Source organism: Arthrobacter sp. K5 (assembly GCF_040448525.1).
Lineage (GTDB): Bacteria > Actinomycetota > Actinomycetes > Actinomycetales > Micrococcaceae > Arthrobacter > Arthrobacter globiformis.
This window is the reverse complement of record NZ_CP159279.1, coordinates 878908-901034: the sequence shown is the minus strand read 5'-3', so window position 1 is coordinate 901034 and position 22127 is coordinate 878908. Positions and strand designations below refer to the sequence as shown.

Here is a 22127-nt window from a genome sequence, read left to right as displayed (position 1 = left end):
CCGTGTGATTGGCTGATGACTAAGCCAGGACGGAGGTAAGGCGCCATGTCGTCGAACAGCATGTCTTCGAAGAGCATGTCTGCGCACCCCGGGTCTGCGCAGACAGCGCCGGAGCCGCAGCAGCTGTCATTGCTGCAGGGGTTTCCGGCCACGGCCAGGCCGGCCGGCGGCCCGCCGCTGGCCGCCGACCGTCCGGTGGCGCGCGTGCTCATCGAGTCGCCGCTGCCGCACCTGGACCGGCCGTTCGACTACAGCGTGCCCGCTGAACTGGATGAGGACGCCCAGCCGGGCGTCCGCGTCCGCGTGAAGTTCAGCGGCCAGGAACTCGGCGGCTACATCCTGGACCGGGTTGAGGAGTCCGACGCCGGCCAGCCCCTCGTCCCGCTGCACAAGGTCGTCTCGCCGGTCGCCGTCCTGACCATGCCCCTGCAGGAACTCGCCGGGCGCGTGGCCGCACGCTACGCGGGCACCGTCAGCGACGTCCTCCGCGTGGCTATCCCGCCGCGGGTGGTCAAGGTGGAGAAGGAGCTTGCCGGCGCCGAGCCGGCCGGGCCTCCCGCGGCGGATCATGACCTGTCCGGCTCCGGTTGGACCGCCTACCGCAACGGCGCCGCCTTCCTCCGCCATCTTGCGTCCGGAGGCTCACCCCGGGCCGCCCTCAGTGCGCTGCAGGGGTTTGGCCCGGACGGCTGGCCGCGGCTCGTCGCGGAGGCAGTGGCGGCGGTGCGGGCCTCCGGACGCGGCGCCGTCGTCGTCGTTCCCGACTACCGCGACCTGGACCGCGTCCAGGCTGCCCTCGAGGACATCCTGCCCGCCGATGACGTTGCCCGGCTGACGGCCGACGACGGCCAGTCACCCAGGTACCGCAACTACCTCAGAGTCCTCAAGGGATCCGCGGGCGTCGCCGTGGGCACGCGTTCGGCGGCCTACGCCCCGGTACAGAACCTTGGACTCGTGGTGTGCTGGGACGACGGCGACGACCTCCACGTCGAACAACGTTCCCCGTACGCCCACAGCCGCGAGGTGCTGCTGCTCCGTGCCGAGCAGGAGGGGGCTGCCTGCCTGCTGGCAGGGCACGCGCGCAGCACCGAGGTGCAGCGGCTGGTGGACGCCGGCTGGGCGATGCCCGTGGAAGCCGAACGCACGGTGCTGCGCCGCACGGTTCCCCGGGTCCTCAACACCGCCGACAGCTTTGAGCAGGAGCGCGACCCGCTCGCCCGGTTGGCAAGGCTGCCCGGCGCAGCGTGGCGCACCGCCAAGGAAGCGCTGGAACGCGGCCCGGTCCTGGTGCAGGTTGCCCGTGCCGGATATGCGCCGTCGCTGGCATGCGAAACCTGCCGGGAACCGGCGCGCTGCCCGTCCTGCCAGGGGCCGCTCGCCATCGCGGGCAGCGCCGCTGTTCCCCAATGCCGGTGGTGTTCGACGCCGGCACCGGAGTGGCGCTGCGGGCACTGTAACGGCACCCGGCTGCGGCGTGGTGCGGCCGGCGTGCTCCGTACGGCCGAGGAGCTGGGCCGCGCGTTTCCAGGCAAGCCCGTGGTCACGTCCTCCGGCCAGAACGTCAAGGCCACGGTGCCGGATGCCTGTGCGCTGGTGGTGGCCACGGTGGGCGCCGAGCCCGTGGCTCCGGGCGGATATGCTGCGGCGCTGCTGCTCGACGGTGACTCGCTGCTGCGCCGGGAGAACCTGCGCGCGGGCGAGGACGCCGTACGCCGCTGGTTCAACGCCGCTGCCCTCGTCCGGCCTTTCGCTGACGGCGGGATCGTCGTCATCACCGCCGACGACACCGCCGCCGTCGGCGCGCTTCTTCGGTGGGACCCGGCCGGTTATGCCCGGCGTGAGCTGGGGCTGCGCGCCGAGCTGCAGCTTCCCCCGGCGGTGCGGGTAGCCGCCGTCACCGGCGGCAGCACCGCCGTCGGGCATTTCACCGCCTCGGCCACAAAGCTTCTCGCCGCCGAGGGCGTGGAGCTGCGCGTTGCGGGCCCGGCGCCGCTGCTGCAGACAGCAAGGACGGATAGCGAGGATGTGCGCACGCTGCTGTTCATTCCGTACGCGCAAGCCGCCACCGTGACGAGGGTGCTGCGGGCCGCGAAGGCGGCAGGCGCGGCGAAGCGCACGGAGGACCCGGTGCAGCTGCGGCTCGACGGGGTGGACGTGCTCTGACGCCAACGCGTTGGTGCCAGCCGGCTACCTGCGGCGGAGCGCCATTACCTCTGCGGCGACGTCCACCAGCTGGCGGGCGGATTCGTCCCAGCTGAACTGCCGCGCCCGCGCCACCGACCGCCGGGAGACGTCCTGCCAGTGCTGCCCGTCGGCGAGGTTGCGCACGGCGGCGGCGAACTCCGGCGCCGACTCCGGATCAACATAGGTGGCGGCATCCGCACCCACCTCGCGGAAGATGGGGATGTCGCTGGCGATGACCGGGGTGCCCAGTGCCATGGCCTCCACCAGGGGCAGGCCGTAGCCTTCTGCCTTGGACAGGGTGACCAGAGCGGTGGTGCACTTGAGCAGTTCGGTGTATTCGTCGTCGGTGACGGCGTTATGGAACACGACGTTCGCGCCGGAGGGGATGTGTGCTTCAAGTTCGGTGCGGCGTTGCGGGGTGATGCGGCTGAGCAGGTGAAGTGTGTAGTCAGGCAGTTCGGCCATTCCGGCGAGCATGGTTTCGACGTTCTTGTAGGGCATGAACGAGCCCATGTAGAGCAGTGTTTTCTCCGGCGCAGTTGCCGGGTCGCGGGGCTGCTGGGCCGGCTGTGGGGCGTTGCTGATGATGCGGACCGGGCGGCTGGTCAGGCGGTACTTGGCCATCAGGGCTTCGGTGGTCCGGCTGATGGTGGCGACGACGTCGGCACGGTTGAGCAGGAGCCGCTGGGGCCAGAACGCCTTGTGATAGAGGCGCCAGAGTATCCGTACCGGGGCCGGCAGGAAGCCGGGGGGTGCCGGGTGTTCGTAGTAGATGAGGTCGTGCAGGGTCAGTACCAGGCCGTACTTGCGTCCCCATGTACCCATGGTCTGCATGGGGCACACCACCACGTCCGCCCCGAGCTGGTTGACTTTCCGGGCCACGAAGAGCTCGGCGGGGGAGAGCGGGCTGCTGATGAGCCTGTACGGAACGTCGGGAAGCAAGGCCAGTTGCCGGAGGTCGCTGATGAGCATGGACACATCGGCGATCTTTGAGACGGCGGCGATGAGGCTGGAGCCGTAGCGGCTGATCCCGTCGTGGTGGTCCGTCCGGGTGAAACGGGCGTCGATGACTATCTTCACGCGGGGTGGTCCTTAAGGAAGCGGCGGATGAATCCTGCGGCAGGTTCGGGCGTTTCGTAGTGGATCAGGTGGCCGACGCCGGGGATGACATCGAGCGTCGCGTCGGGAAGCAGCCCGGCAAGCCGGTGCTGATCCCGCAGCAGGGCGATTTCGTCCTTTTCGCCGGCGACCAGCAGCACAGGCAGGGTGAGCCGCGGCGCGACCTCGGCCACGTTGCTGCTGACGGACGCGGTGAAGGATTCCAGCAGGCTTTCCCGGTTCGCGAACGCACTGAAGTACGCGTGGTGCTGCCCGTGGATGAACCGCAGCAGGTCCTTGTCCTTCGTCTTCGCCATGGCCATGCTCATCACCCGCACGATGAGCGGGCTGCGGAGCAGGGCCAGGCCAAGGGGGCGGGGGAGCCGCGCGGAGAGGCGGTAGTACAGCACAGCCAGCCGGGTCATGAGGCCCTTGGGGCCTTCGAGTGCGGGCGCTGCGATGGGGTTGACCAGGATGAGCGGGCGGACGGCGTCCGGATGGTCGGCGACAAAGTGCGCGGCCACGATGGAACCGAACGAGTGCCCCAGCAGGACGGTGTCCGGCCCGAGTCCGAGGGCATTCATGAAGTCGCTGATGAACCGTCCGTAGCGTTCCACGGTATGGGCGGCGTCGGTGAACGGGCCGGAGCTGCCAAAACCTGGAAGGTCCGGCATGATCAGGCGCATCTCCGGCAGCTGGTCGGCCACCCGCAGCAGCCCGTGGTGGTCCCCGCGGAAGCCGTGGATGACCAGGACGGTCCGGGTTTCAGCCGTGGTCCTTTCCGGTTCGTAGACCCAATAGGCAACGTTGCTGCCGGCCAGCTGCGTTGTGGATGCACGGGTGCGGGCGGCGAGTCCGCTGCTGACGAAGGACGGTGCTGTAGCGGGCTCGGAGTCGGCTGTTCTCATCTGCTGGGGGAGTCCTAGTTGACGTTGTCGGGGTGGGAGCCTGTGCGGTGACCGCGGTCCAGTGCTTCGATGTCAGCCATGTCCAGGGCGGAGAGCTCGAAGCCGAAGACGTCGAGGTTCTCGCGGATCCTGGCGGCTGAGCTTGCCTTCGGGATGGTGACGTGGCCCAGCTGCAGCTGCCAGCGCAGGATGACCTGCGCGGCGCTCACCTTGTGCTCCGCCGCGAGGGCGCCGATGACGGGATCTTCCAGCACCTGGCCGCGGCCCAGGGGGCTCCACGCTTCGGTGAGGATTCCCAGCTCGCGGTGCTTTTCCCGGAGCTCGGCCTGCTGCAGCCACGGATGCAGTTCGATCTGGTTGACGGCTGGCACCACTTCGGCTGTTTCCAGCAGCTGGTCCAGGTGCTGCGGCTGGAAGTTGGACACGCCGATGGCCCGCACCTTGCCCTCGCGGTACAGCGTCTCCAGGGCGCGGTATGTCTCCTGGAACAGGCCCCGCTTCGCGCACGGCCAGTGGATCAGGTACATGTCCACATATTCCAGGCCGAGGTTGATCATGGACGTGTCGAAGGCCCGCAGCGTCGCGTCGTAGCCGTGGTCGTCGTTCCAGACCTTGGTGGTGATGAACAGATCCTCGCGGGAAGTACTGTGGGCGGCCTCGCCTGAACCGCCGGCGGCGGCTTCCGTGGCGAACAGGTCTACCAGGCCGCGCGCCACCCCGGATTCGTTCCCGTACATGGCCGCCGTATCAAAATGCCGGTATCCGGCGTCCAAGGCGGTCAATACCAGGTTGGCGGTGTCTTTCGGCGGAACTTTGTAAAGCCCGAAACCCAACTGGTCGATCAGCACGCCGTTGTTCAGGCTGAGCCGGGGTGAGGTAGTCATGGATACGACTCTACCGATACCGCGCCGCCGCGCACGTGACCGGCAGGCGCAGTGTCAGCCGCTGGTGTGGCCGGGACTCAGCCCCAGCAGAGACAGAAGGGGTGGCCGGCCGGGTCCGCGTAGACCTGGAAGCCCTCGGCGGAGGTGATGTCGTCCGCCGGCTTCAGCAGGCGTGCACCGAGCGACAGGGCCTCCTCGTGGGCGGACGCGACGTCCTCAACATAGAGGTCAAGGTGGATCTGCTGCGGGTTCCCGTCAGGCCATTCCGGCGGCACGTGGTTGGGCGCAAGCTGAAAGCCGAGGCGCGGGTTCCCGTCGACGCTGACCGTGTGCCAGTCGTCCTCCGCGTCCACGGTGCCGCCGAGCAGCCCGGCCCAGAAGGCGCTCTCGGCAGGGAGGTCGGCGGCGTCGAACACGACAATCTGTCTGCTGATTTTCATGCGGTCATCCTCGCATGACGGCAGCGATTTGCCGAGATCCCCGACGACGAGGGGCTCTCCCGGCGGCCTCCGCCCGTGGTCAAATAGGAGGGTTAGACCGGCTGCCCGAGTCCGACCACGGCCTCGGCCATATGGAAGGAACAACATGAGCGATCGCCAGGACCAGCCCCCGGTCCCTACTCAGGAAAGCTCCCAGGATCCGGACGTCAAGGCCGCGGGAGGGGGCCCGGCCGACCCTGACAGCGTGACCGCGCACGGCAGCGAGAGCGAGAACCCGGCCATCGACGCGCCTCAGCCCAAGGGGCACCGGCCACGGACCGTCGCGGACTGGTGGCCGAACCAGCTCGACCTCTCCGTACTTCACGCTCATCACCCCGCGGGCAATCCGCTTGGCCCCACGTTCAGCTACCGCGAGGAGTTCCAGAAGCTCGACGTCGAGGCGCTCAAGCAGGACATCATCGGCGTCCTGACCACCTCCCAGGACTGGTGGCCCGCGGACTTCGGCCACTACGGCGGCCTGATGATCCGGATGAGCTGGCACGCTGCGGGCACCTACCGGGTCCACGACGGCCGCGGCGGTGCGGGGGACGGCAGCCAACGGTTCGCGCCGCTCAACAGCTGGCCGGACAACGCCAACCTCGACAAGGCCAGGCGGCTGCTGTGGCCGGTGAAGCAGAAGTACGGTCAAAAGCTCTCCTGGGCCGACCTACTCGTCCTTGCAGGCAACGTCGCCCTTGAGTCGATGGGCTTCAAGACATTCGGTTTCGCCTTCGGCCGTGAGGATGTATGGGAGCCCGAGGAGATCTTCTGGGTCCCGAGGACACCTGGCTCGGCGACGAACGCTACGTCGGCGAAGGCGAGATGGCGGAGGGCGTGGGTGCTACCGAGATGGGCCTGATCTACGTCAACCCGGAAGGCCCGATGGGCAATCCGGATCCTGCCAAGGCTGCGGCGTTCATCCGTGAGACCTTCAAGCGCATGGCCATGAATGACGAGGAAACCGTCGCGCTGATCGCCGGCGGCCACACCTTCGGCAAGACCCACGGCGCCGGCGACGCCGACGCGCATGTCGGTCCGGAGCCGGAGGCAGGCGACCTCGAGTCGCAGGGCCTGGGCTGGCTGAGCACCTACGGGACCGGCAAGGGGGCCGACACGATCACATCCGGCCTTGAGGTCACCTGGACGGACCGTCCGACCCAGTGGAGCAACCGCTTCTTCGAGATCCTCTTCGGGCACGAATGGGAGCTCGTCAAAAGCCCCGCCGGTGCCCACCAGTGGGTGGCCAAGGACGGCCCGGAGATCATCCCGGACGCCCACGACCCGGCGAAGAAGCACCGGCCCACCATGCTCACCACTGACCTCTCGCTGCGCATCGACCCCACCTACGAGAAGATCTCGCGGCGCTTCCTGGAAAACCCGGACGACTTCGCCCTCGCGTTCGCCAAGGCCTGGTACAAGCTCCTGCACCGCGACATGGGCCCCGTCGGCCCCCACCTGCTCGGATCATGGGTCCCCGCGCCGCAGCTCTGGCAGGACCCCATCCCGGACGTTGACCACGAACTGATTGACGAGCAGGCGATCTCCTCGCTCAAGGCCCAGCTCCTGGACTCGGGCCTCTCCGTCTCCCAGCTTGCCGGCACGGCGTGGGCCGCGGCGTCCACCTTCCGCAAGACCGACAAGCGCGGCGGCGCCAACGGGGCACGGATCCGGCTGGAGCCGCAGCGCGGCTGGGAAGTCAACGAACCCGGACAGCTGGCCACGGCGCTGCAGGCCATCGAGCGGGTGCAGCAGCAGTTCAACTCCGCCGAGAACGGGGGCACGAAGGTCTCGCTGGCAGACCTGATTGTCCTCGGCGGCTGCGCGGCGGTGGAGAAGGCGGCGAGGGACGCCGGCTTCGACGTCACGGTGCCGTTCCGGCCCGGCCGTGCCGACGCCTCCCAGGACCAGACCGACGTCGAGTCCTTCCAGTACCTGCAGCCGCGGGCGGACGGGTTCCGCAACTACGTGCGTCCCGGCGAGAAGCTCCAGCCCGAGACCCTCCTGCTTGATAAGGCGTACTTGCTGGACCTCTCCGCGCCGGAGCTGACAGCCCTCATCGGCGGCATGCGTGTCTTGGGCACCAACGTCGGCGGTTCCGCGCACGGCGTCCTCACCGACAGGCCCCAGGTCCTGACCAACGACTTCTTCGTCAATCTGCTTTCCCCGGGCACCCGCTGGAAGGCATCAGAGGGAGGGGAGAACGTCTACGAGATCAGCGACGTCGCCAGCGGCGAGCTGAAGTGGACCGCCACGCCGGTCGATCTGGTCTTCGGCTCCAACTCGCAGCTCCGGGCTCTGGCCGAGGTCTACGCGAGCGATGACGCCAGGGAGAAGTTCGTCAACGACTTCGTGGCAGCCTGGGCGAAAGTCATGGAGCTTGACCGCTTCGACCTGTCCTGACCCGGACGTCCGCGCCGGCCACAGATGCGGCCGGCGCGGGGCAGCCGGCTGGCGGCGTCCGGACGACGCCGGCTGCCTCACCTATCCCGCCCGCAGTTCAGGCGGCCTCCTCGAAGCTAACCAGGCGCCGGGCCGAGGCCTCGTCGAGGATCAGATCAGTGGCCAGTCCGGCCACCAGCGCCCCGCGGAGCCCGTTGATCTTGGACGCGCCGGACACCACGCAGATCCGGCGGCGCACCTGGCGGAGCTGGTCCAGCGACGGTCCGGTGGAGCGTTCATTCAGGGTGATGCCGTCCGAGGAACCATCGCCGCGGAAGAAGACCGTGGCCACATCCCCAACGACGTCGGACTTCGCCAGGGTGGCCAGGTCGTCCTCATCGAGGTAGCCGCCGGCGTACACGTGGCTGGGGTAGTCGGCATCCACTGAACCCACGCCGAAGATCGCGATGCTCATTCGGGACTGCAGATCGAGGATGCGCTGCACGCTCCGCTCATTCCACATCGCGGTCTTCGTGGCGGCGTGGTCGAAGAAGGCCGGCACGGGAAACTGTTCAACCCGCGCCCCGTAGGCGCTGCCGAAGCGCCGCATGATGTCGCTGGCGTAGGTGATGCCGGTGGTCTGCATGTTGCCCGCACCGTTCAGCTGCACCACCACGCTGTCGTGGGTGATCTTGCGCGTCAGGTGCCGGCTTACCGCGCTCAGGGTGGAGCCCCAGGCCACGCCGATGATGGCGTTGGAGTCCACAACCGGGCCGATGGTACGTGCGGCCTGCATTGCCACACGGTCCAGCGTTTCTGCCTCATTCAGGGTGTCCAGGACGGGCACCACGTGCACATCCACCTTGTACTGGGCCCGGATCAGCCGCTCCAGCTCCGGGCCTGTGTCCAGCGGGCTGCGGATCTGGATCTGGACCAGACCCGTTTCCCGGGCCGTTGAAAGCAGCCGGGAAACCGTGGAGCGGGAGGTCCGCAATTCCCGGGCGATGGCGTCCATGGTGAGGTCCTGCATGTAATACAGCTGGGCCGCGCGCAGCGCTTCGGAATGTCGGGGACGGGGCATGCATCTATCCGTTCTGCACGTTTGTGCATAGTGCTTGACGTTATTTTCCAATAATTCAAACAATAGTGGTGAACGGCCCCGCACCTTTCGGTGCGCCGCCTGAAACAACCCTTCCGTACCAAACCCAAAGGAGCAGATTTGGGACTCAAGGATTCATCCGGCCATACCAACAGCGCTACCGCCCGCGGCGCGGAGCGCGAGTCCGTCTCCCGGCTGCGCCGGCGGCCCAAGGCCAGGGTTCTGATCATCGGTGGCGGCATCAACGGCGTCGGAACATTCCGTGATCTCGCCCTGCAGGGCGTCGACGTGGCGCTGGTGGAGCGCGGGGACTACTGCCAGGGCGCCAGCGGTGCCTCCTCGCACATGATTCACGGCGGCATCCGCTACCTGGAAAACGGCGAATTCCGTCTCGTCCGGGAATCTGTGCTTGAGCGCAACAGGCTCCTTCGGATCGCGCCCCACTACGTGAAGCCGCTGCAGACCACCATTCCGATTTTCAGCACATTCTCCGGTGTCCTGGCTGCGCCCCTGCGGTTCCTGACCCACAAGCAGCAGGGCAAGCCCAAGGAGCGCGGCGCGTTCCTCATCAAGCTGGGACTCAGTCTCTACGACTCCTTCTCCCGCGACGGCGGCAGCGTCCCGCGCCACCAGTTCCGCACGCGGCAGAAGGCTCTGGCCGAACTTCCGATGCTGCACCCTGGCGTCAAATACACGGCCACCTACTTCGATGCGTCCGTGCACAACCCCGAACGACTCACCCTGGACGTCCTGCAGGACGGCGAGAAGGCGGGCGGCCGGGCCAGCAACTACCTGTCCCTGGCGTCCGTCAGGCCCAACGCAGACGGTTCCAGCACCGCGACGCTCCGCGACGAACTGACCGCCAAGGAATTCACCTTCACCGCGGACGTCATCGTCAACACCACCGGCGCCTGGGTGGACCTCACCAACCAGGCCATGGGCGCGCCCACCACGTTCATGGGTGGGACGAAGGGCTCACATATCGTCCTTGACCACCCGGGCCTGCTCGCTGCCTGCAAGGGACGCGAGATATTCTTCGAACACACGGACGGCAGGATCGTTCTGATCTACCCCATGGGCGACCGTGTGCTCGTGGGAACCACCGACGTCGACGCCGACATGTCCGAAGACGCCGTCTGCACGGACGGCGAGATCGACTATTTCATCGACCTGATCGGCCACGTCTTCCCGGACATCGCCGTGAACCGCGGACAAATCGTCTACACGTTCTCGGGCGTGCGTCCGCTGCCCCGGCACGACGCCACCCAGCCGGGCTTCGTATCGCGGGACTACCGCATCGAACGCCGGGCACAGGGAGGCGGCGCCGCCGTGCTCAGCCTGGTGGGCGGAAAGTGGACCACCTTCCGCGCCCTGGCCGAACACCTTGCCGACGACGTCCTCGCCGAACTGGGGGCGGAACGGAAAACTTCGACGGCGAAACTCGCCATCGGCGGCGGCGCCCGGTTCCCGGACAGCGAGGCCGGAATCCAGAAGTGGATCAAGGCCCACATGACCGCAGCCCGCGACGCCGACCGGACCGCCGGACTCCTCACCAGGTACGGCACCCGTGCCGAGGAAGTCATCAGGTATCTCGACGCCGGCCCCGACCGACTGCTCCGCTCCACCCGGGAGCTGAGCGTCAGGGAACTGCAGTTCATGGCGGCCCACGAACAGATCGGCCACCTCGTGGACGTGCTGATCCGGCGCACCTCGCTCGCCTTCCGCGGCCTGGTCACCGGGGAGCTGCTGAACGAAGTTGCTGAAGCCTTGGCCGAGCCGCTCGGCTGGGATGCGGCAGGGGTTGCCGCTGAAATCAACCACGCGCAGGAGGTGCTGAAGCGGTACCACGGCGTCGAAGTCCACAGCCTCGTCGCCTAGCGGGAAACCGTCCTTCAAACACGCGAAGGACTGACAACAGAAAATAGAGGAGTCAAAGATGTCTCTTGGATTGGTTTTTCTTTCCGAAGTCTTCGGAACCGCGATGCTGACCCTGCTGGGTTGCGGTGTGGTGGCCAACGTTGCGCTCAAAGGCACGAAGGGCAACAACGGAGGCTTCCTGATGGTCACCTGGGGATGGGGCATCGCCGTCTTCGCCGGTGTCTACGTCGCCGCCAGGTCGGGCTCGCACCTGAACCCTGCCGTCACGCTGGGCCTTCTATTGAACGGCAAACCGGAGTACGCGGCGGGTGTTCCGGTGGACTTTGCCTCCACGCTCACGTATTTCGGCGGTGAACTGACCGGCGCCTTCCTGGGTGCCGTACTGACCTGGCTGGCGCACAAGCAGCACTTCGACGCCGAACCCGAGCCCGCGAACAAACTCGGCGTCTTCTCCACGGGCCCGGCCATCCGGTCCACGCCCTGGAACCTGATCACGGAAATCATCGGCACCTTCGTGCTCGTCTTCGTCATCCTCACCTTTGGCGGGACACCGTCGGGGCTTGGTCCGTTGGCGGTGGCGCTTCTCGTCGTCGGCATCGGCGTCTCGCTGGGCGGACCCACGGGCTACGCCATCAACCCCGCCCGTGACCTCGGGCCGCGCATCGCACACGCGATCCTGCCCATCAAGGGCAAGGGATCCAGCGACTGGAGCTACTCCTGGATCCCGGTGGTCGGGCCGCTCGTTGGCGGCGCGCTGGCTGGCCTCGTGGGGTATCTGCCCATCGTGTTCACGGCCGCCACCTGACGCGCGGCACCCGTTTCCGAAACCATATCCATAGCCACATCTCTTCAAACGCAAGCACAACGACAAGGACGTCATCATGAGCCAATACGTAATCGCCGTCGACCAGGGCACCACCAGCACCCGCGCCATCGTCTTCGACCAGAGCGGCAGCATCGTGTCCTCCGGCCAGATGGAACACGAACAGATCTTCCCGCAGGCCGGCTGGGTGGAGCACGATCCCGCGGAAATCTGGGACAACACCCGCGAAGTCATCGGCTCCGCCCTCTCAAAGGCGAACCTGACCCGGCACGACATTGCCGCCGTCGGCATCACCAACCAGCGTGAAACGGCGGTGGTCTGGGACAAGACCACCGGCAAAGCGATCTACAACGCGATCGTGTGGCAGGACACCCGGACCCAGCCCATCGTGGACGAACTGGCGAAGGACGGGGGAGCGGACCGGTTCAAGCAGAAGGTGGGGCTGCCGCTGGCCACCTACTTCTCCGGAACCAAGATCAAGTGGATCCTGGACAACGTCGACGGTGCGCGGGAGAAGGCCGAGGCCGGGGACCTGGTCTTCGGCAACACCGACAGCTGGGTGCTGTGGAACCTCACCGGTGGCGTTGATGGCGGCGTGCACGTCACCGACGTGACCAACGCGTCCAGGACCATGTTCATGGACCTCGACACGCTGCAGTGGGATGAGGAAATCCTGGGTATCTTCGGAGTTCCGGCGTCCATGATGCCCGCCATCAAGTCCTCCTCAGAGGTCTACGGCACGGTCCACACCTCGCAGCTGCTGCGGGAGGTCCCGGTGGCCGGCATCCTCGGTGACCAGCAGGCCGCCACGTTCGGCCAGGCTGCGTTTGAGACCGGCGAGGCGAAAAACACCTACGGCACCGGATGCTTCCTGATCTTCAACACCGGCGAGGAGATCGTGCACTCCAAGAACGGGCTGCTGACCACCGTCGGCTACAAGCTAGGCGACGCGGCACCGCACTACGCGCTGGAAGGCTCGATCGCCGTCACCGGTTCGCTCATCCAGTGGCTGCGGGACAACCTGAACATGATCAGCAGCGCCCCCGAAGTGGAGTCCCTCGCCGCCTCGGTCAAGGACAACGGCGGCGTGTACATCGTCCCCGCGTTCTCCGGACTCTTCGCGCCCTACTGGCGCTCGGACGCCCGGGGCGCCATCGTCGGCCTGACCAGGTTCGTTAACAAGAGCCACATCGCCAGGGCCGCGCTTGAGGCCACGGCTTTCCAGACCCGCGAGGTGTTGGACGCCGTCAACGCTGACTCGGGCGTTCCGCTCACGGAACTGAAGGTCGACGGCGGGATGGTCGCCAACGATGCCCTCATGCAGTTCCAGGCAGACATCCTCGGCGTGCCGGTCATCCGCCCGAAGGTGGTGGAAACCACTGCCCTGGGTGCGGCGTACGCGGCCGGCCTCGCCGTCGGCTTCTGGAAGGACCTCGGCGAGCTGTCCGCCAACTGGTCGGAGGACAAGCGCTGGGAGCCGAACATGGACACCGAGGAGCGGGAACGGCAGCTGCGGCTCTGGAAGAAGGCCGTCACCAAGTCCATGGACTGGGTCGACGAGGATGTGAGGTAGCCTTCTGCCCCGACAAGGGGCCGGTGACTCCCGCCGGAGTCACCGGCCCCTCTTCTACGTGTCCAGTTCCCCGTCGTCGTTTGTTTCCATGTATTGGTGGACAGGCGGTAAGGTTGCTGTATGCGTGCGATCCTTCTGCTTAGCTAGCCGCTTGGTATCCCGAACAAATACGGATTATCGAGCGGCCGCCCCTCCATGTCGAGGGGCTTTTGTGTGTCCGGGGAGACCTTCCCGGCAGGCGGCGGGGATCAGACCGTTGTGACAGGACAGAGGGTCATGACAGAACAGAAGAGGGCAGCAGTGAGCGTTCAGCCGGAGACCGAAACCGGAACAGCAGCAGGTGGAGCGGAGACGCCCGAAGAGGGCGCGTACAGCTTCGCGGCGATGGAGGCCCGGTGGCCGCAGGTGTGGGAAGACCTGAAGGTTTTCACTCCCGCCGACGACGGATCCCGGGAGCGCCGCTACGTCCTGGACATGTTCCCCTACCCGTCCGGCGACCTTCACATGGGCCACGCCGAAGCGTTTGCGATGGGCGACGTGGTGGCGCGGTACCTGCGCCAGCAGGGATACGACGTGCTGCACCCGATCGGCTGGGACTCTTTCGGGCTCCCCGCGGAAAACGCGGCCATCAAGCGCAACGCCCACCCGAGTGAGTGGACCTACGCGAACATTGACACCCAGGCGGCCTCCTTCAAGCGCTACGCCATCTCTGCCGACTGGTCCCGCCGGCTGCACACGTCAGACCCCGAGTACTACCGCTGGACCCAGTGGCTGTTCAAACGCTTCTACGAGCGCGGCCTGGCTTACCGCAAGGACTCGCCGGTCAACTGGTGTCCCAAGGACCTGACGGTGCTGGCCAACGAGCAGGTAGTCAACGGCGCCTGTGAGCGTTGCGGCACTGCGGTGACCAAGAAATCGCTGAACCAGTGGTATTTCAAGATCACTGACTATGCGGACCGGTTGCTGGACGACATGTCCGAGCTGCAGGGGCACTGGCCCGAGCGAGTACTGGCGATGCAGCGAAACTGGATTGGCCGCTCGGAAGGCGCGCATGTCCGGTTCGTGATCGAGGCGTCGGACGGACGTGCCGAGCGCGAAGTCACGGTCTTCACCACGCGTCCGGACACCCTGTACGGGGCCACCTTCTTTGTGGTGGCCGCGGACGCGCACCTGGCACTGGACCTGGTCACCCCCGAGCACCACGACGCACTCATGGCCTACCGTGAAAAGGTCAAGGCCCTTTCGGACATCGAACGCCAGTCCACCGAACGCGAAAAGACAGGTGTTTTCACCGGCCGCTACGCCATCAATCCCCTGAACGGTGAGAAGCTGCCCGTGTGGGCAGCGGACTACGTCCTGGCCGACTACGGCACGGGTGCCATTATGGCTGTCCCCGCGCACGACCAGCGCGACCTCGACTTCGCCAAGGAGTTCGGCCTGCCGGTACGCGCGGTGCTGGACACCGGCGAGGAGGATCCCGCCGTCTCCGGCAAGGCAACGGCGGGCGAGGGCACGCTCATCAACTCGGGCACGCTGGACGGCCTGCCTAAGAGCGACGCGATTCCTGAAGCCATCCGGATTCTCGAAGGTCAGGGCACAGGCGAGAAGTTTGTGAACTTCCGGCTCCGCGACTGGCTCCTGAGCCGCCAGCGGTTCTGGGGCACCCCGATCCCCATCATCCACTGCGCCGAGTGCGGCGAAGTGCCGGTGCCCGACGAGCAACTGCCGGTTACGCTTCCCGAGGACCTGCGTGGCGAGGCACTGTCCCCGCGGGGAACCTCCCCGTTGGCCGCTGCCGCCGAATGGGTCAATGTCGAATGCCCCAACTGCGGACGTGCAGCCCAGAGGGACACGGACACCATGGACACGTTCGTGGACTCGTCCTGGTATTTCCTGCGCTTCGTCTCCCCGGACTACACCGACGGTCCGTTCGATCCGGCGAAGATCAACGACTGGATGCCGGTCGGGCAGTATGTCGGCGGCGTCGAGCACGCCATCCTGCACCTGCTCTACGCCCGTTTCTTTACCAAGGTCGTTCATGACATGGGCCTCCTGGCAGCGGACGAGCCCTTCAGCGCCCTGCTCAACCAGGGCCAGGTGCTCAATGGCGGCAAGGCGATGAGCAAGTCTTTGGGCAACGGTGTTGATCTGGGCGAGCAGCTGGACAAGTACGGCGTCGACGCCGTCCGGCTCACCATGATCTTTGCTTCCCCGCCCGAGGACGACGTCGACTGGGCGGACGTTTCGCCGTCGGGCTCGGCGAAGTTCCTGGCCCGTGCGTGGCGCCTTGGGCAGGACGTGTCCAGCGCCCCCGGTGTTGACTTCAGCACCGGTGACCGCGCGCTGCGCTCGGTCACGCACAGGACCATCGCGGACGCTGCGGAGCTGCTGGACAACAACAAGTTCAACGTCGTGGTGGCCAAGCTGATGGAACTGGTCAATGCCACCCGCAAGACCATCGACTCGGGCACCGGCGGTGCCGACCCGGCGGTGCGCGAGGCTACCGAGGCTGTCGCCGTCATCCTGAGCCTCTTCGCGCCCTACACGGCGGAAGACCTGTGGAACGTCCTGGGGCACCCGGCGTCGGTGGCCAATGCAGGCTGGCCTTCGCACGACGAGGCGCTGCTGGTGCAGGAGACTATAACCGCGGTGGTCCAGGTCCAGGGCAAGGTCAGGGACCGGCTTGAGGTCTCACCGGGCATCTCCGAGGACGACTTGCGCGAGCTTGCGCTGGCCTCCGAGAACGTCCAGCGTGCCCTCGACGGCCGCGGTATCCGGACCGTGATCGTGCGTGCACCTAAACTGGTGAACATCGTCCCGGCCTAACGGGACGGACTGACTGGCCGGGTTCCGGCCGCCGGCACTGCCGGCGGCCGGAAACAACTGCAGGGGGTGTGCCGTGATTGACCGCGAACCGGCAGCCTGGCTGTGGTTAAAGGAGCACCTGGTCCGTCTCCGCCAGGCCACCAGGCCGGGCCAGGTCCCGCCTACGGGTGAGCCCGCCGTCGTCGTCCGCACCGCTGTGGTGACGGATTCGGCCGCCGCACTGCCCGCCGACTGGGTGCGGGCCTTCTCCATCAACGGCCGACTGGCCGTCATTCCCATGCCCGTCATGGTGGGTGAGGAGATTTACGGCGAGGGCGAGGACGACATCGCCGGTACCATCGCGGTGGCCCTGGCCGCCGCGACGCCCGTCAAGACCTCCCGGCCGTCGCCGGGCCAGTTTGAGCAGGCCTACCTGGCCGCCGAACGGCAGGGCTTTGAGTCGGTTGTGTCCATTCATATTTCCGGCGGCCTGTCCGGCACCGCTGATGCCGCCCGCCTCGCTGCCGGGCGGGTCAAGATCCCCGTGGAGGTGCTGGACACCCGCACCGTGGGAATGGCGCAGGGACTCGCCGTCCAGAGCGCCGTGGTGGCTGCGGCGGACGGCCGCGATGCCAGCGAAGTGCGCCGGCTCGCTGAGGAACGCGCCGCACGGTCCAGAGTGTATTTTTACGTGCCCAGCCTGGAGCAGTTGCGGCGCGGCGGACGCATCGGCGCAGCAGCCTCGCTGGTCGGAGCCATGCTCGCCATCAAGCCGATTCTCGCGGTCGACGACGGCAAGATCGTTCCGCTGGAAAAGGTCCGCTCCGCAGCGAAAGCCATTGCCCGGCTTGAGGAGATCGTGGTGGCAGAGGCCGCGGGACGGCCTCTGGGCGAGGCCCGGCTCGCGATCCACCACTTCGGCAACCGGCCCGAGGCAGAGACGCTTGCCGCCCGGCTCGCGGCGAAGCTCCCGGCCGTTCCGCCGGCCCAGATCAGCTCGCTACCCGCGGTACTGGCCGCCCACGCCGGGCTTGGAGTCCTGGCGGTGATCGTGGGGGAGAGCAGTTCGTCCGTTGCGGGTTGCCTCGCCGCCCCCTCCAAGGCTGCTGACGCCGGCGGTAATGAGGCCGGCACCTAGTACTTTGGTCACCTGGGGCTTTGAACAACTAGGACCTTGAACAACTAGGACCTGGGATCGGTGGTCCGGGCCGACGGAACCGGCCTCAAGGGCGTACAACTAGGTCGCAGCCCAGGGCGTTGTGGGCGCTGGGAACGCCCTGTGCTGGTACCGGGTTTTCGTTCTGGAGCGGTCTTAAAAAACATTTTCGGTCCGGTCCGTTTGTCGGGCCTGATCCACCCTTTATTGTCACAGCCCCCTGTCATGCTGTGGGTATGGATAGCGCAGTGGTTGCGGGGACGTTGGAGGCCGTCGGTGCCTCTGCTCTTTGGCTGGCTGCTGGGCTGCGTCGGGTGGCTGGTCCGGGTCCGGCTGCGCTGCCCGGTGGGTCGGATCCGGGTGAGGCGGATCCTTTGGGGGATCTGGCGGGTGCGTGCCTGGAGGGTCTGGCCGGTGTGGCTGCGATGGAGGCCCGGCTGGCGGCGGTGAAGGTGCACCTCGCCGCCGGCTTCGCCGCGGCGGAGGAGGCCATGACTCCGCCTGAGGCGTCCGCGCAGGATCGCACCGTGCGGCGGATGTCGGTGACCGCCGAGGTCGCGTGCGCGCTGACGGTGAGTGAAGGGTCGGCGGAGCGGTTGCTGGTGGAATCCGCGAAACTCACCAGTGATCTGCCGTTGGCGCTGGGCGCGCTGGGCTCAGGAACTATCTCCTGGCAGCACGGGCGGATCATGTGTGACGAGACCGAGGGTCTGTCGCCGGAAGCGGCGGCGGCGTTTGAGGCGCATTTCCTGGACCCGGACGCACCTAACCCGGCCCGGGGTTGTCCGGCGGGGGAGCTGACGACGGCAAGGTTCCGGGCGAAGGCCAGGTACTGGCGGGAACGGCATCATGAGGTCAGCATTGAAAAACGCCACCACAAGTGTGTGAAGGACCGGCGGCTGGAGTATGCCCCGGACCGGGACGGGATGGCGTGGCTGTCGGCGTATCTGCCCGCGGATCAGGCGGCCGGGATCTGGTACCGCATCACCGCCGCTGCCCGGGCTCTGCAGTGCCCGAGCGAAACCCGCACTCTGACCCAGCTCCGCGTCGACGCGTTCGCCGGTTGGTTGCTCGGCCCGGCACCGGGAGTGGGCGGCGCGACTGATGACCCGCCCACAGAATTCTTTCCCGCACATCTCCTGCCCGCAGGCTCTGCGGGGTCCCTGCCCTCGGATGCTCCGCCCACAGACTCTGCGCGGGCTGGTGACGTGCCAGCCCGTGGAACGCCGGCCGCGGGACTGCCCGTTGGTGATGTTCCCTCGCCGGCGGCGCAGGTTCTGGTCACGGTTCCTGTGTTTTCGCTGCTTGGCCTGTCCGAGGAGCCGGCCACTCTCGACGGGCACGGTCCGATCCCGCCGTCGATGGCCCGCCGGCTGGTCGCCGACGGCGCAACATCATTCCACCGGGTGCTGGTTGATCCGCGGGACGGGGCACCGTTGGAGATCGGCCGCGCCAGCTACCGGCTGACGAAGCCGATGCGCCAATGGCTGCGGCTCCGCGATGCCAAGTGCACCTTCCCCAACTGCAACAACCACTCCCTGGACAACGACGCCGACCACATCCTCGCCTGGGCCGACGGTGGCGGCACCGGCGTCGCCAACCTCGGCCAGCCCTGCCCCAAGCACCACAGACTGAAACACAGCACACAATGGAGACCCGTCGGCGCCACCCGCGACAATCCACCAGGCTGGATCTCGCCCATGGGGCGGTCTTACCCCGCCGAGTACCAGGACTGGGAACCACCCACCTGGCCAGAACCACCGCCCGGCCAAGATTCGCGGGAACTGCCGCCTGGCTGGCAGGAACCGCCTCTCCGGGAGTCGCTGGAACCGCCGGGCTGGCAAAACTGGCTGGAGCCGCCAAACTTGCAGGAACCGCCGCACGTCCAAGATTGGCGGGAACCGTCGCTCGTTCAGGGCTGGCCCGAGCCTCCAGGGTGGTCAGACGGACCCGATGGGTTCGACGGGTTCAATGACCGGTCTGGACTGTCCTGGTATCAAGGCCGCGAATCCGTGGAAACCCCCGAGGACCTTGACGGGGTTGGGACCCCAATGGCTTTCGGCGTTCCTGAACCACCCCTGCCGGTTGATCCATGGCCCTACTGGTCATCCATAGCGGCCTAGGAATACGCCTGCCCCTATCGCGCCGCCGCAACCCCCTGCCACTTGCCGTCTCCGTGCTGGGCCTGCCCTTGCCGGTCGGGCGCCAAAACCGCTGCCCACTTCTCGTGCCCTAGCAGTGCCCGCCCGCCGGTAGTACAGTCTCCCCACCGAGCAAGGAGGCTCCCATGTCCATGCAAGTCCACCACGTCGCCCAGTTGGACCGGGATGTGGCCGACGAAGTCACAAAATGGCTGAAGTACCTGAAGGGCCAGGTCACCACCGTCCAGTTCCTCACCACCACCATCCCGGATCCCAAAGAGCCGGAGAAGTGGCGAGTGCAGTACGAGGCCTACATCACCTATCAGCGATAGCGGCGCTTTCCACATAGGGCATGACGGGACTGTCGGGAAGGCTAACCGTTTCCTAGCGTGGTGGATATGTCACGCCGGACCGCTGGAGCATCAGCCAGCGCTCAGCCGCGCGCTGGGGAAGGGCGGCCAGGCCTGGGGTATTCCGGTGGTGGACGTCGCTCCATGCAGGGGAGGACAACAGATGGGCGGACAGCCAGTCGACTGGCCGCCTCACTCGGACTTCCCACCACCCCCGGCCTTACGGGCAGTACCGGTCCTGTCGGAGATGAAGAGCCCAACCAGCAGCCCGGCGGTGGTGCCACTGGACTGCTCGACGCGGGATCGGGAGGTGGCTTTACCTATGGCCGCCAGCCCGGTTCCGCCGGGTCTGCGGTGTCCGAGGAAGTGCCCGAACCGCGGTTCCGATGGCGTCTGGGCATTGGCGCCGCAGCATTGGTGGGCGTGCTGTCGCTGATCGCCGGGGTCCTGCTCTGGTGGCAGGTGGCTGCCAACGGACCCGTAGTCCTTCCGCTCGGCTCAGCGACCCACGATGCGGCCGGGTCACCGGCCACCAGCGCAGCGGACAAGGAGGGCAACCCGGACGGCGGAGGCACGGAAGGCAGCGGGCCGGGCAGTGACGGCAACGACACTGACGCAATAGGCGCCGGCGGGACAGACGCCGGCGGGGCGAACAGTGCCGGGGCGAACGGTGACGGGGTAGCCGGGAACGTCGTGGTGCACGTCGCCGGGGCGGTGAAGAAAACGGGAGTGGTTCGGCTCGCGCGGGGAAGCCGGGTACACGAGGCCATCGCCGCCGCGGGGGGCGCCCGCCCGGAGGCCGACCTCGACCGGCTCAACCTGGCTTCCCCGCTGGAGGACGGCCAGAAGATCTACGTACCGCGCCGCGGTGAGGCGGCACCGGCCGACACTACCGGTGCCGCGCCAGCTGACAAGTCTGGGGCGGTCGGCGCATCAGGAGCGGACGATGCCACAGCCGATGGAACCGGTGGGCATGCAGGGACTGGTGCCGGCGGGAAGATCAACCTCAACACCGCCACCGTGGAGGAACTCGGCGAGTTGCCGAGGGTTGGCCCTGTGCTGGCCCAGCGAATCGTCGACTGGCGCACGCAACAAGGCCCCTTCAAGTCGCCCGAGGAACTGGACGCCGTCGACGGAGTCGGGCCCAAAATGCTGGAAGCCTTGCTTCCGCTGGTGACGGTCTGACATGGAGGGCAGGACCGGACGCGCGCCCAGCCCGTGGCACCGCTATGTCCAGGCGGCAGTGGACTTCCCTAGGGCCGACTCCACGTCACATGAGTCCGGCGCCGGCGATTCTGCCCCAACGGAATCAGTGCCGTCTCAGTCTTTGTCCCGTGCCGGTCCCGCGACTGCTCTCGGCCAGAAAATCCGTGCGGACATCCGCCGTCGTCTGCTGCCGGACGAGCAGGACGCGGCCCCATCTGAATACAACCGGCGTCGAACCGATCTTCGCCTTGCCCCGGCTGCACTGCTCGTGTGGGCCGCCGCGGTCGCCGGACCATGGCTGACACCAATCGGCCTACTGTTTATCTGGGGCAGTCTCGCTGCGTGTGCCGGAGTGCTGCTGGCGATGGTCCTGCGCAGGAAGAGCGCCGGAAGGCACTGGCGGCGCAGTTTCCTGACCACCCTGACGGCAGCACTCATGCTGGCCGCGGCGTCGACAGCTCATTCTGCCGTGTCCTCGGCCCAGCGCCATGACGACCAGGTGGCAGGACTGATCGCCGGGCGGGCGTCAGTTGTGGTGGAAGCCGAGATCACCGGGTCTCCGCGAGCCCTCAAGACACCTGGCCCCTCGGGCCGTGACGAACGCTGGGCAGTCGGGGCGGTGGCCCGGTCGTTGACGTCCGGAGGCCACGTCACGCACGCCCAACTGCCGGTGGTCATCATTGGCGGGCAGGAATGGCAGCATGCCGGCACCGGCCAGTTGCTCCGGGTCACCGGAAAGCTCCGGCCTCCGGACCCGGGCCGCGTGGAGGCAGCGATGTTGACTGCGTCCTCACCGCCCGCCCGGCTCGCACCAGCGCAGGACTGGCAGCAGGCGCCTGCCGCCTTGGGCAAGCGTTTCGCCGCGGACGCCGCCTGGCTGGCCCCCGACGTCGGGGGCCTCCTCCCGGGCATGGTCACGGGCGACACCGGCGGCCTGAGCGAGGAGCTCGAGACAGCCATGAAAACGGTGGGCCTGACTCACCTGACAGCCGTCTCGGGAGTGAAAGCCAACTTAGGGGGTGGGTGACGAGTGGTGTCTCGGTTGCTGAAGACTGTGTTTGGATCACCGAGGGAGCACCCAAACCGGGCGCTATGGGTCGCCGCGTTAGACAGGGCCGCAAGCGGCAACTTGTAGAGCCGGCAGTACAACCCGGCGCAACTGTT

Annotated in this window: 15 protein-coding genes and 1 pseudogene; 11 read left to right on the top strand and 5 right to left on the bottom strand. The window is 67.2% G+C overall.

Features of this window, described 5'->3' with window-relative positions; translation table 11 throughout:
- The first annotated feature begins 75 nt into the window (after positions 1-75).
- The gene (locus ABRP34_RS03905) at positions 76-2163 is read left to right on the top strand and encodes a primosomal protein N' (RefSeq protein ID WP_353713303.1); all 2088 of its coding nucleotides are present in this window, start codon (positions 76-78) and stop codon (positions 2161-2163) included.
- Between the two features lie 24 nt (positions 2164-2187).
- On the opposite strand, the gene ABRP34_RS03900 is transcribed toward ABRP34_RS03905, so the two are convergent.
- The 4 genes from ABRP34_RS03900 to ABRP34_RS03885 form a co-directional block, all read right to left on the bottom strand.
- Entirely contained in the window at positions 2188-3264 is a 1077-nt protein-coding gene (locus ABRP34_RS03900; protein ID WP_353712339.1) for a glycosyltransferase family 1 protein, read from the bottom strand.
- A complete protein-coding gene (locus ABRP34_RS03895; protein ID WP_353712338.1) occupies positions 3261-4190 on the bottom strand; it encodes an alpha/beta hydrolase in 930 nt (309 codons plus the stop codon). The genes ABRP34_RS03900 and ABRP34_RS03895 overlap by 4 nt, the downstream gene beginning before the upstream one ends.
- 14 nt (positions 4191-4204) lie before the next feature.
- Positions 4205-5074, bottom strand: a complete 870-nt coding sequence (locus ABRP34_RS03890; protein WP_353712337.1) for an aldo/keto reductase — start codon at positions 5072-5074, stop codon at positions 4205-4207.
- 77 nt (positions 5075-5151) lie between these two features.
- Positions 5152-5514, bottom strand: a complete 363-nt coding sequence (locus ABRP34_RS03885) for a VOC family protein (protein WP_353712336.1) — start codon at positions 5512-5514, stop codon at positions 5152-5154.
- A 145-nt stretch (positions 5515-5659) separates the two neighbouring features.
- On the opposite strand from ABRP34_RS03885, the pseudogene katG reads away from it, so the two are divergent.
- Positions 5660-7953: pseudogene (katG, locus tag ABRP34_RS03880) on the top strand (catalase/peroxidase HPI).
- A gap of 97 nt (positions 7954-8050) precedes the next feature.
- Here katG and ABRP34_RS03875 read toward each other — a convergent pair.
- Positions 8051-9013, bottom strand: a complete 963-nt coding sequence (locus tag ABRP34_RS03875; protein ID WP_003800795.1) for a sugar-binding domain-containing protein — start codon at positions 9011-9013, stop codon at positions 8051-8053.
- A gap of 138 nt (positions 9014-9151) precedes the next feature.
- Between ABRP34_RS03875 and ABRP34_RS03870 the strand changes: the two genes are divergently transcribed.
- From ABRP34_RS03870 to ABRP34_RS03830, 9 genes are all read left to right on the top strand, one after another.
- The gene (locus ABRP34_RS03870; protein ID WP_353712335.1) at positions 9152-10909 is read left to right on the top strand and encodes a glycerol-3-phosphate dehydrogenase/oxidase; all 1758 of its coding nucleotides are present in this window, start codon (positions 9152-9154) and stop codon (positions 10907-10909) included.
- A gap of 58 nt (positions 10910-10967) precedes the next feature.
- Entirely contained in the window at positions 10968-11714 is a 747-nt protein-coding gene (locus ABRP34_RS03865) for an MIP/aquaporin family protein (protein ID WP_003800799.1), read from the top strand.
- Positions 11715-11790: 76 nt separating this feature from the next.
- Positions 11791-13305, top strand: coding sequence for a glycerol kinase GlpK (gene glpK, locus ABRP34_RS03860; protein WP_353712334.1), 1515 nt, complete (start codon positions 11791-11793; stop codon positions 13303-13305).
- 300 nt (positions 13306-13605) lie between these two features.
- Positions 13606-16131, top strand: a complete 2526-nt coding sequence (gene leuS, locus ABRP34_RS03855) for a leucine--tRNA ligase (RefSeq protein ID WP_353713302.1) — start codon at positions 13606-13608, stop codon at positions 16129-16131.
- A gap of 73 nt (positions 16132-16204) precedes the next feature.
- Positions 16205-17248 carry a DegV family protein gene (locus ABRP34_RS03850; RefSeq protein ID WP_353712333.1) on the top strand — a complete coding sequence of 348 codons (1044 nt, stop codon included), beginning with the start codon at positions 16205-16207 and terminating at the stop codon, positions 17246-17248.
- 254 nt (positions 17249-17502) lie between these two features.
- The gene (locus ABRP34_RS03845) at positions 17503-19389 is read left to right on the top strand and encodes a DUF222 domain-containing protein (RefSeq protein ID WP_353712332.1); all 1887 of its coding nucleotides are present in this window, start codon (positions 17503-17505) and stop codon (positions 19387-19389) included.
- A gap of 164 nt (positions 19390-19553) precedes the next feature.
- A complete protein-coding gene (locus tag ABRP34_RS03840; protein ID WP_003800813.1) occupies positions 19554-19739 on the top strand; it encodes a hypothetical protein in 186 nt (61 codons plus the stop codon).
- A 372-nt stretch (positions 19740-20111) separates the two neighbouring features.
- On the top strand, positions 20112-20942 hold the full coding sequence (locus ABRP34_RS03835) for a helix-hairpin-helix domain-containing protein (protein WP_353712331.1): 831 nt from the start codon (positions 20112-20114) through the stop codon (positions 20940-20942).
- 127 nt (positions 20943-21069) lie between these two features.
- The gene (locus ABRP34_RS03830; RefSeq protein WP_353712330.1) at positions 21070-21990 is read left to right on the top strand and encodes a ComEC/Rec2 family competence protein; all 921 of its coding nucleotides are present in this window, start codon (positions 21070-21072) and stop codon (positions 21988-21990) included.
- The last annotated feature ends 137 nt before the right edge of the window (positions 21991-22127 follow it).

What these genes read in the sequence shown, in the direction of transcription:
- ABRP34_RS03865 (WP_003800799.1), top strand. Translation starts at nt 10,968, where the DNA reads ATGTCTCTTGGATTGGTTTTTCTTTCCGAAGTCTTCGGAACCGCGATG.
- ABRP34_RS03895 (WP_353712338.1), bottom strand. Translation starts at nt 4,190, where the DNA reads ATGAGAACAGCCGACTCCGAGCCCGCTACAGCACCGTCCTTCGTCAGC.
- glpK (WP_353712334.1), top strand. Translation starts at nt 11,791, where the DNA reads ATGAGCCAATACGTAATCGCCGTCGACCAGGGCACCACCAGCACCCGC.
- ABRP34_RS03885 (WP_353712336.1), bottom strand. Translation starts at nt 5,514, where the DNA reads ATGAAAATCAGCAGACAGATTGTCGTGTTCGACGCCGCCGACCTCCCT.
- ABRP34_RS03890 (WP_353712337.1), bottom strand. Translation starts at nt 5,074, where the DNA reads ATGACTACCTCACCCCGGCTCAGCCTGAACAACGGCGTGCTGATCGAC.
- ABRP34_RS03840 (WP_003800813.1), top strand. Translation starts at nt 19,554, where the DNA reads ATGTCCATGCAAGTCCACCACGTCGCCCAGTTGGACCGGGATGTGGCC.
- ABRP34_RS03845 (WP_353712332.1), top strand. Translation starts at nt 17,503, where the DNA reads ATGGATAGCGCAGTGGTTGCGGGGACGTTGGAGGCCGTCGGTGCCTCT.
- ABRP34_RS03905 (WP_353713303.1), top strand. Translation starts at nt 76, where the DNA reads ATGTCTGCGCACCCCGGGTCTGCGCAGACAGCGCCGGAGCCGCAGCAG.
- ABRP34_RS03875 (WP_003800795.1), bottom strand. Translation starts at nt 9,013, where the DNA reads ATGCCCCGTCCCCGACATTCCGAAGCGCTGCGCGCGGCCCAGCTGTAT.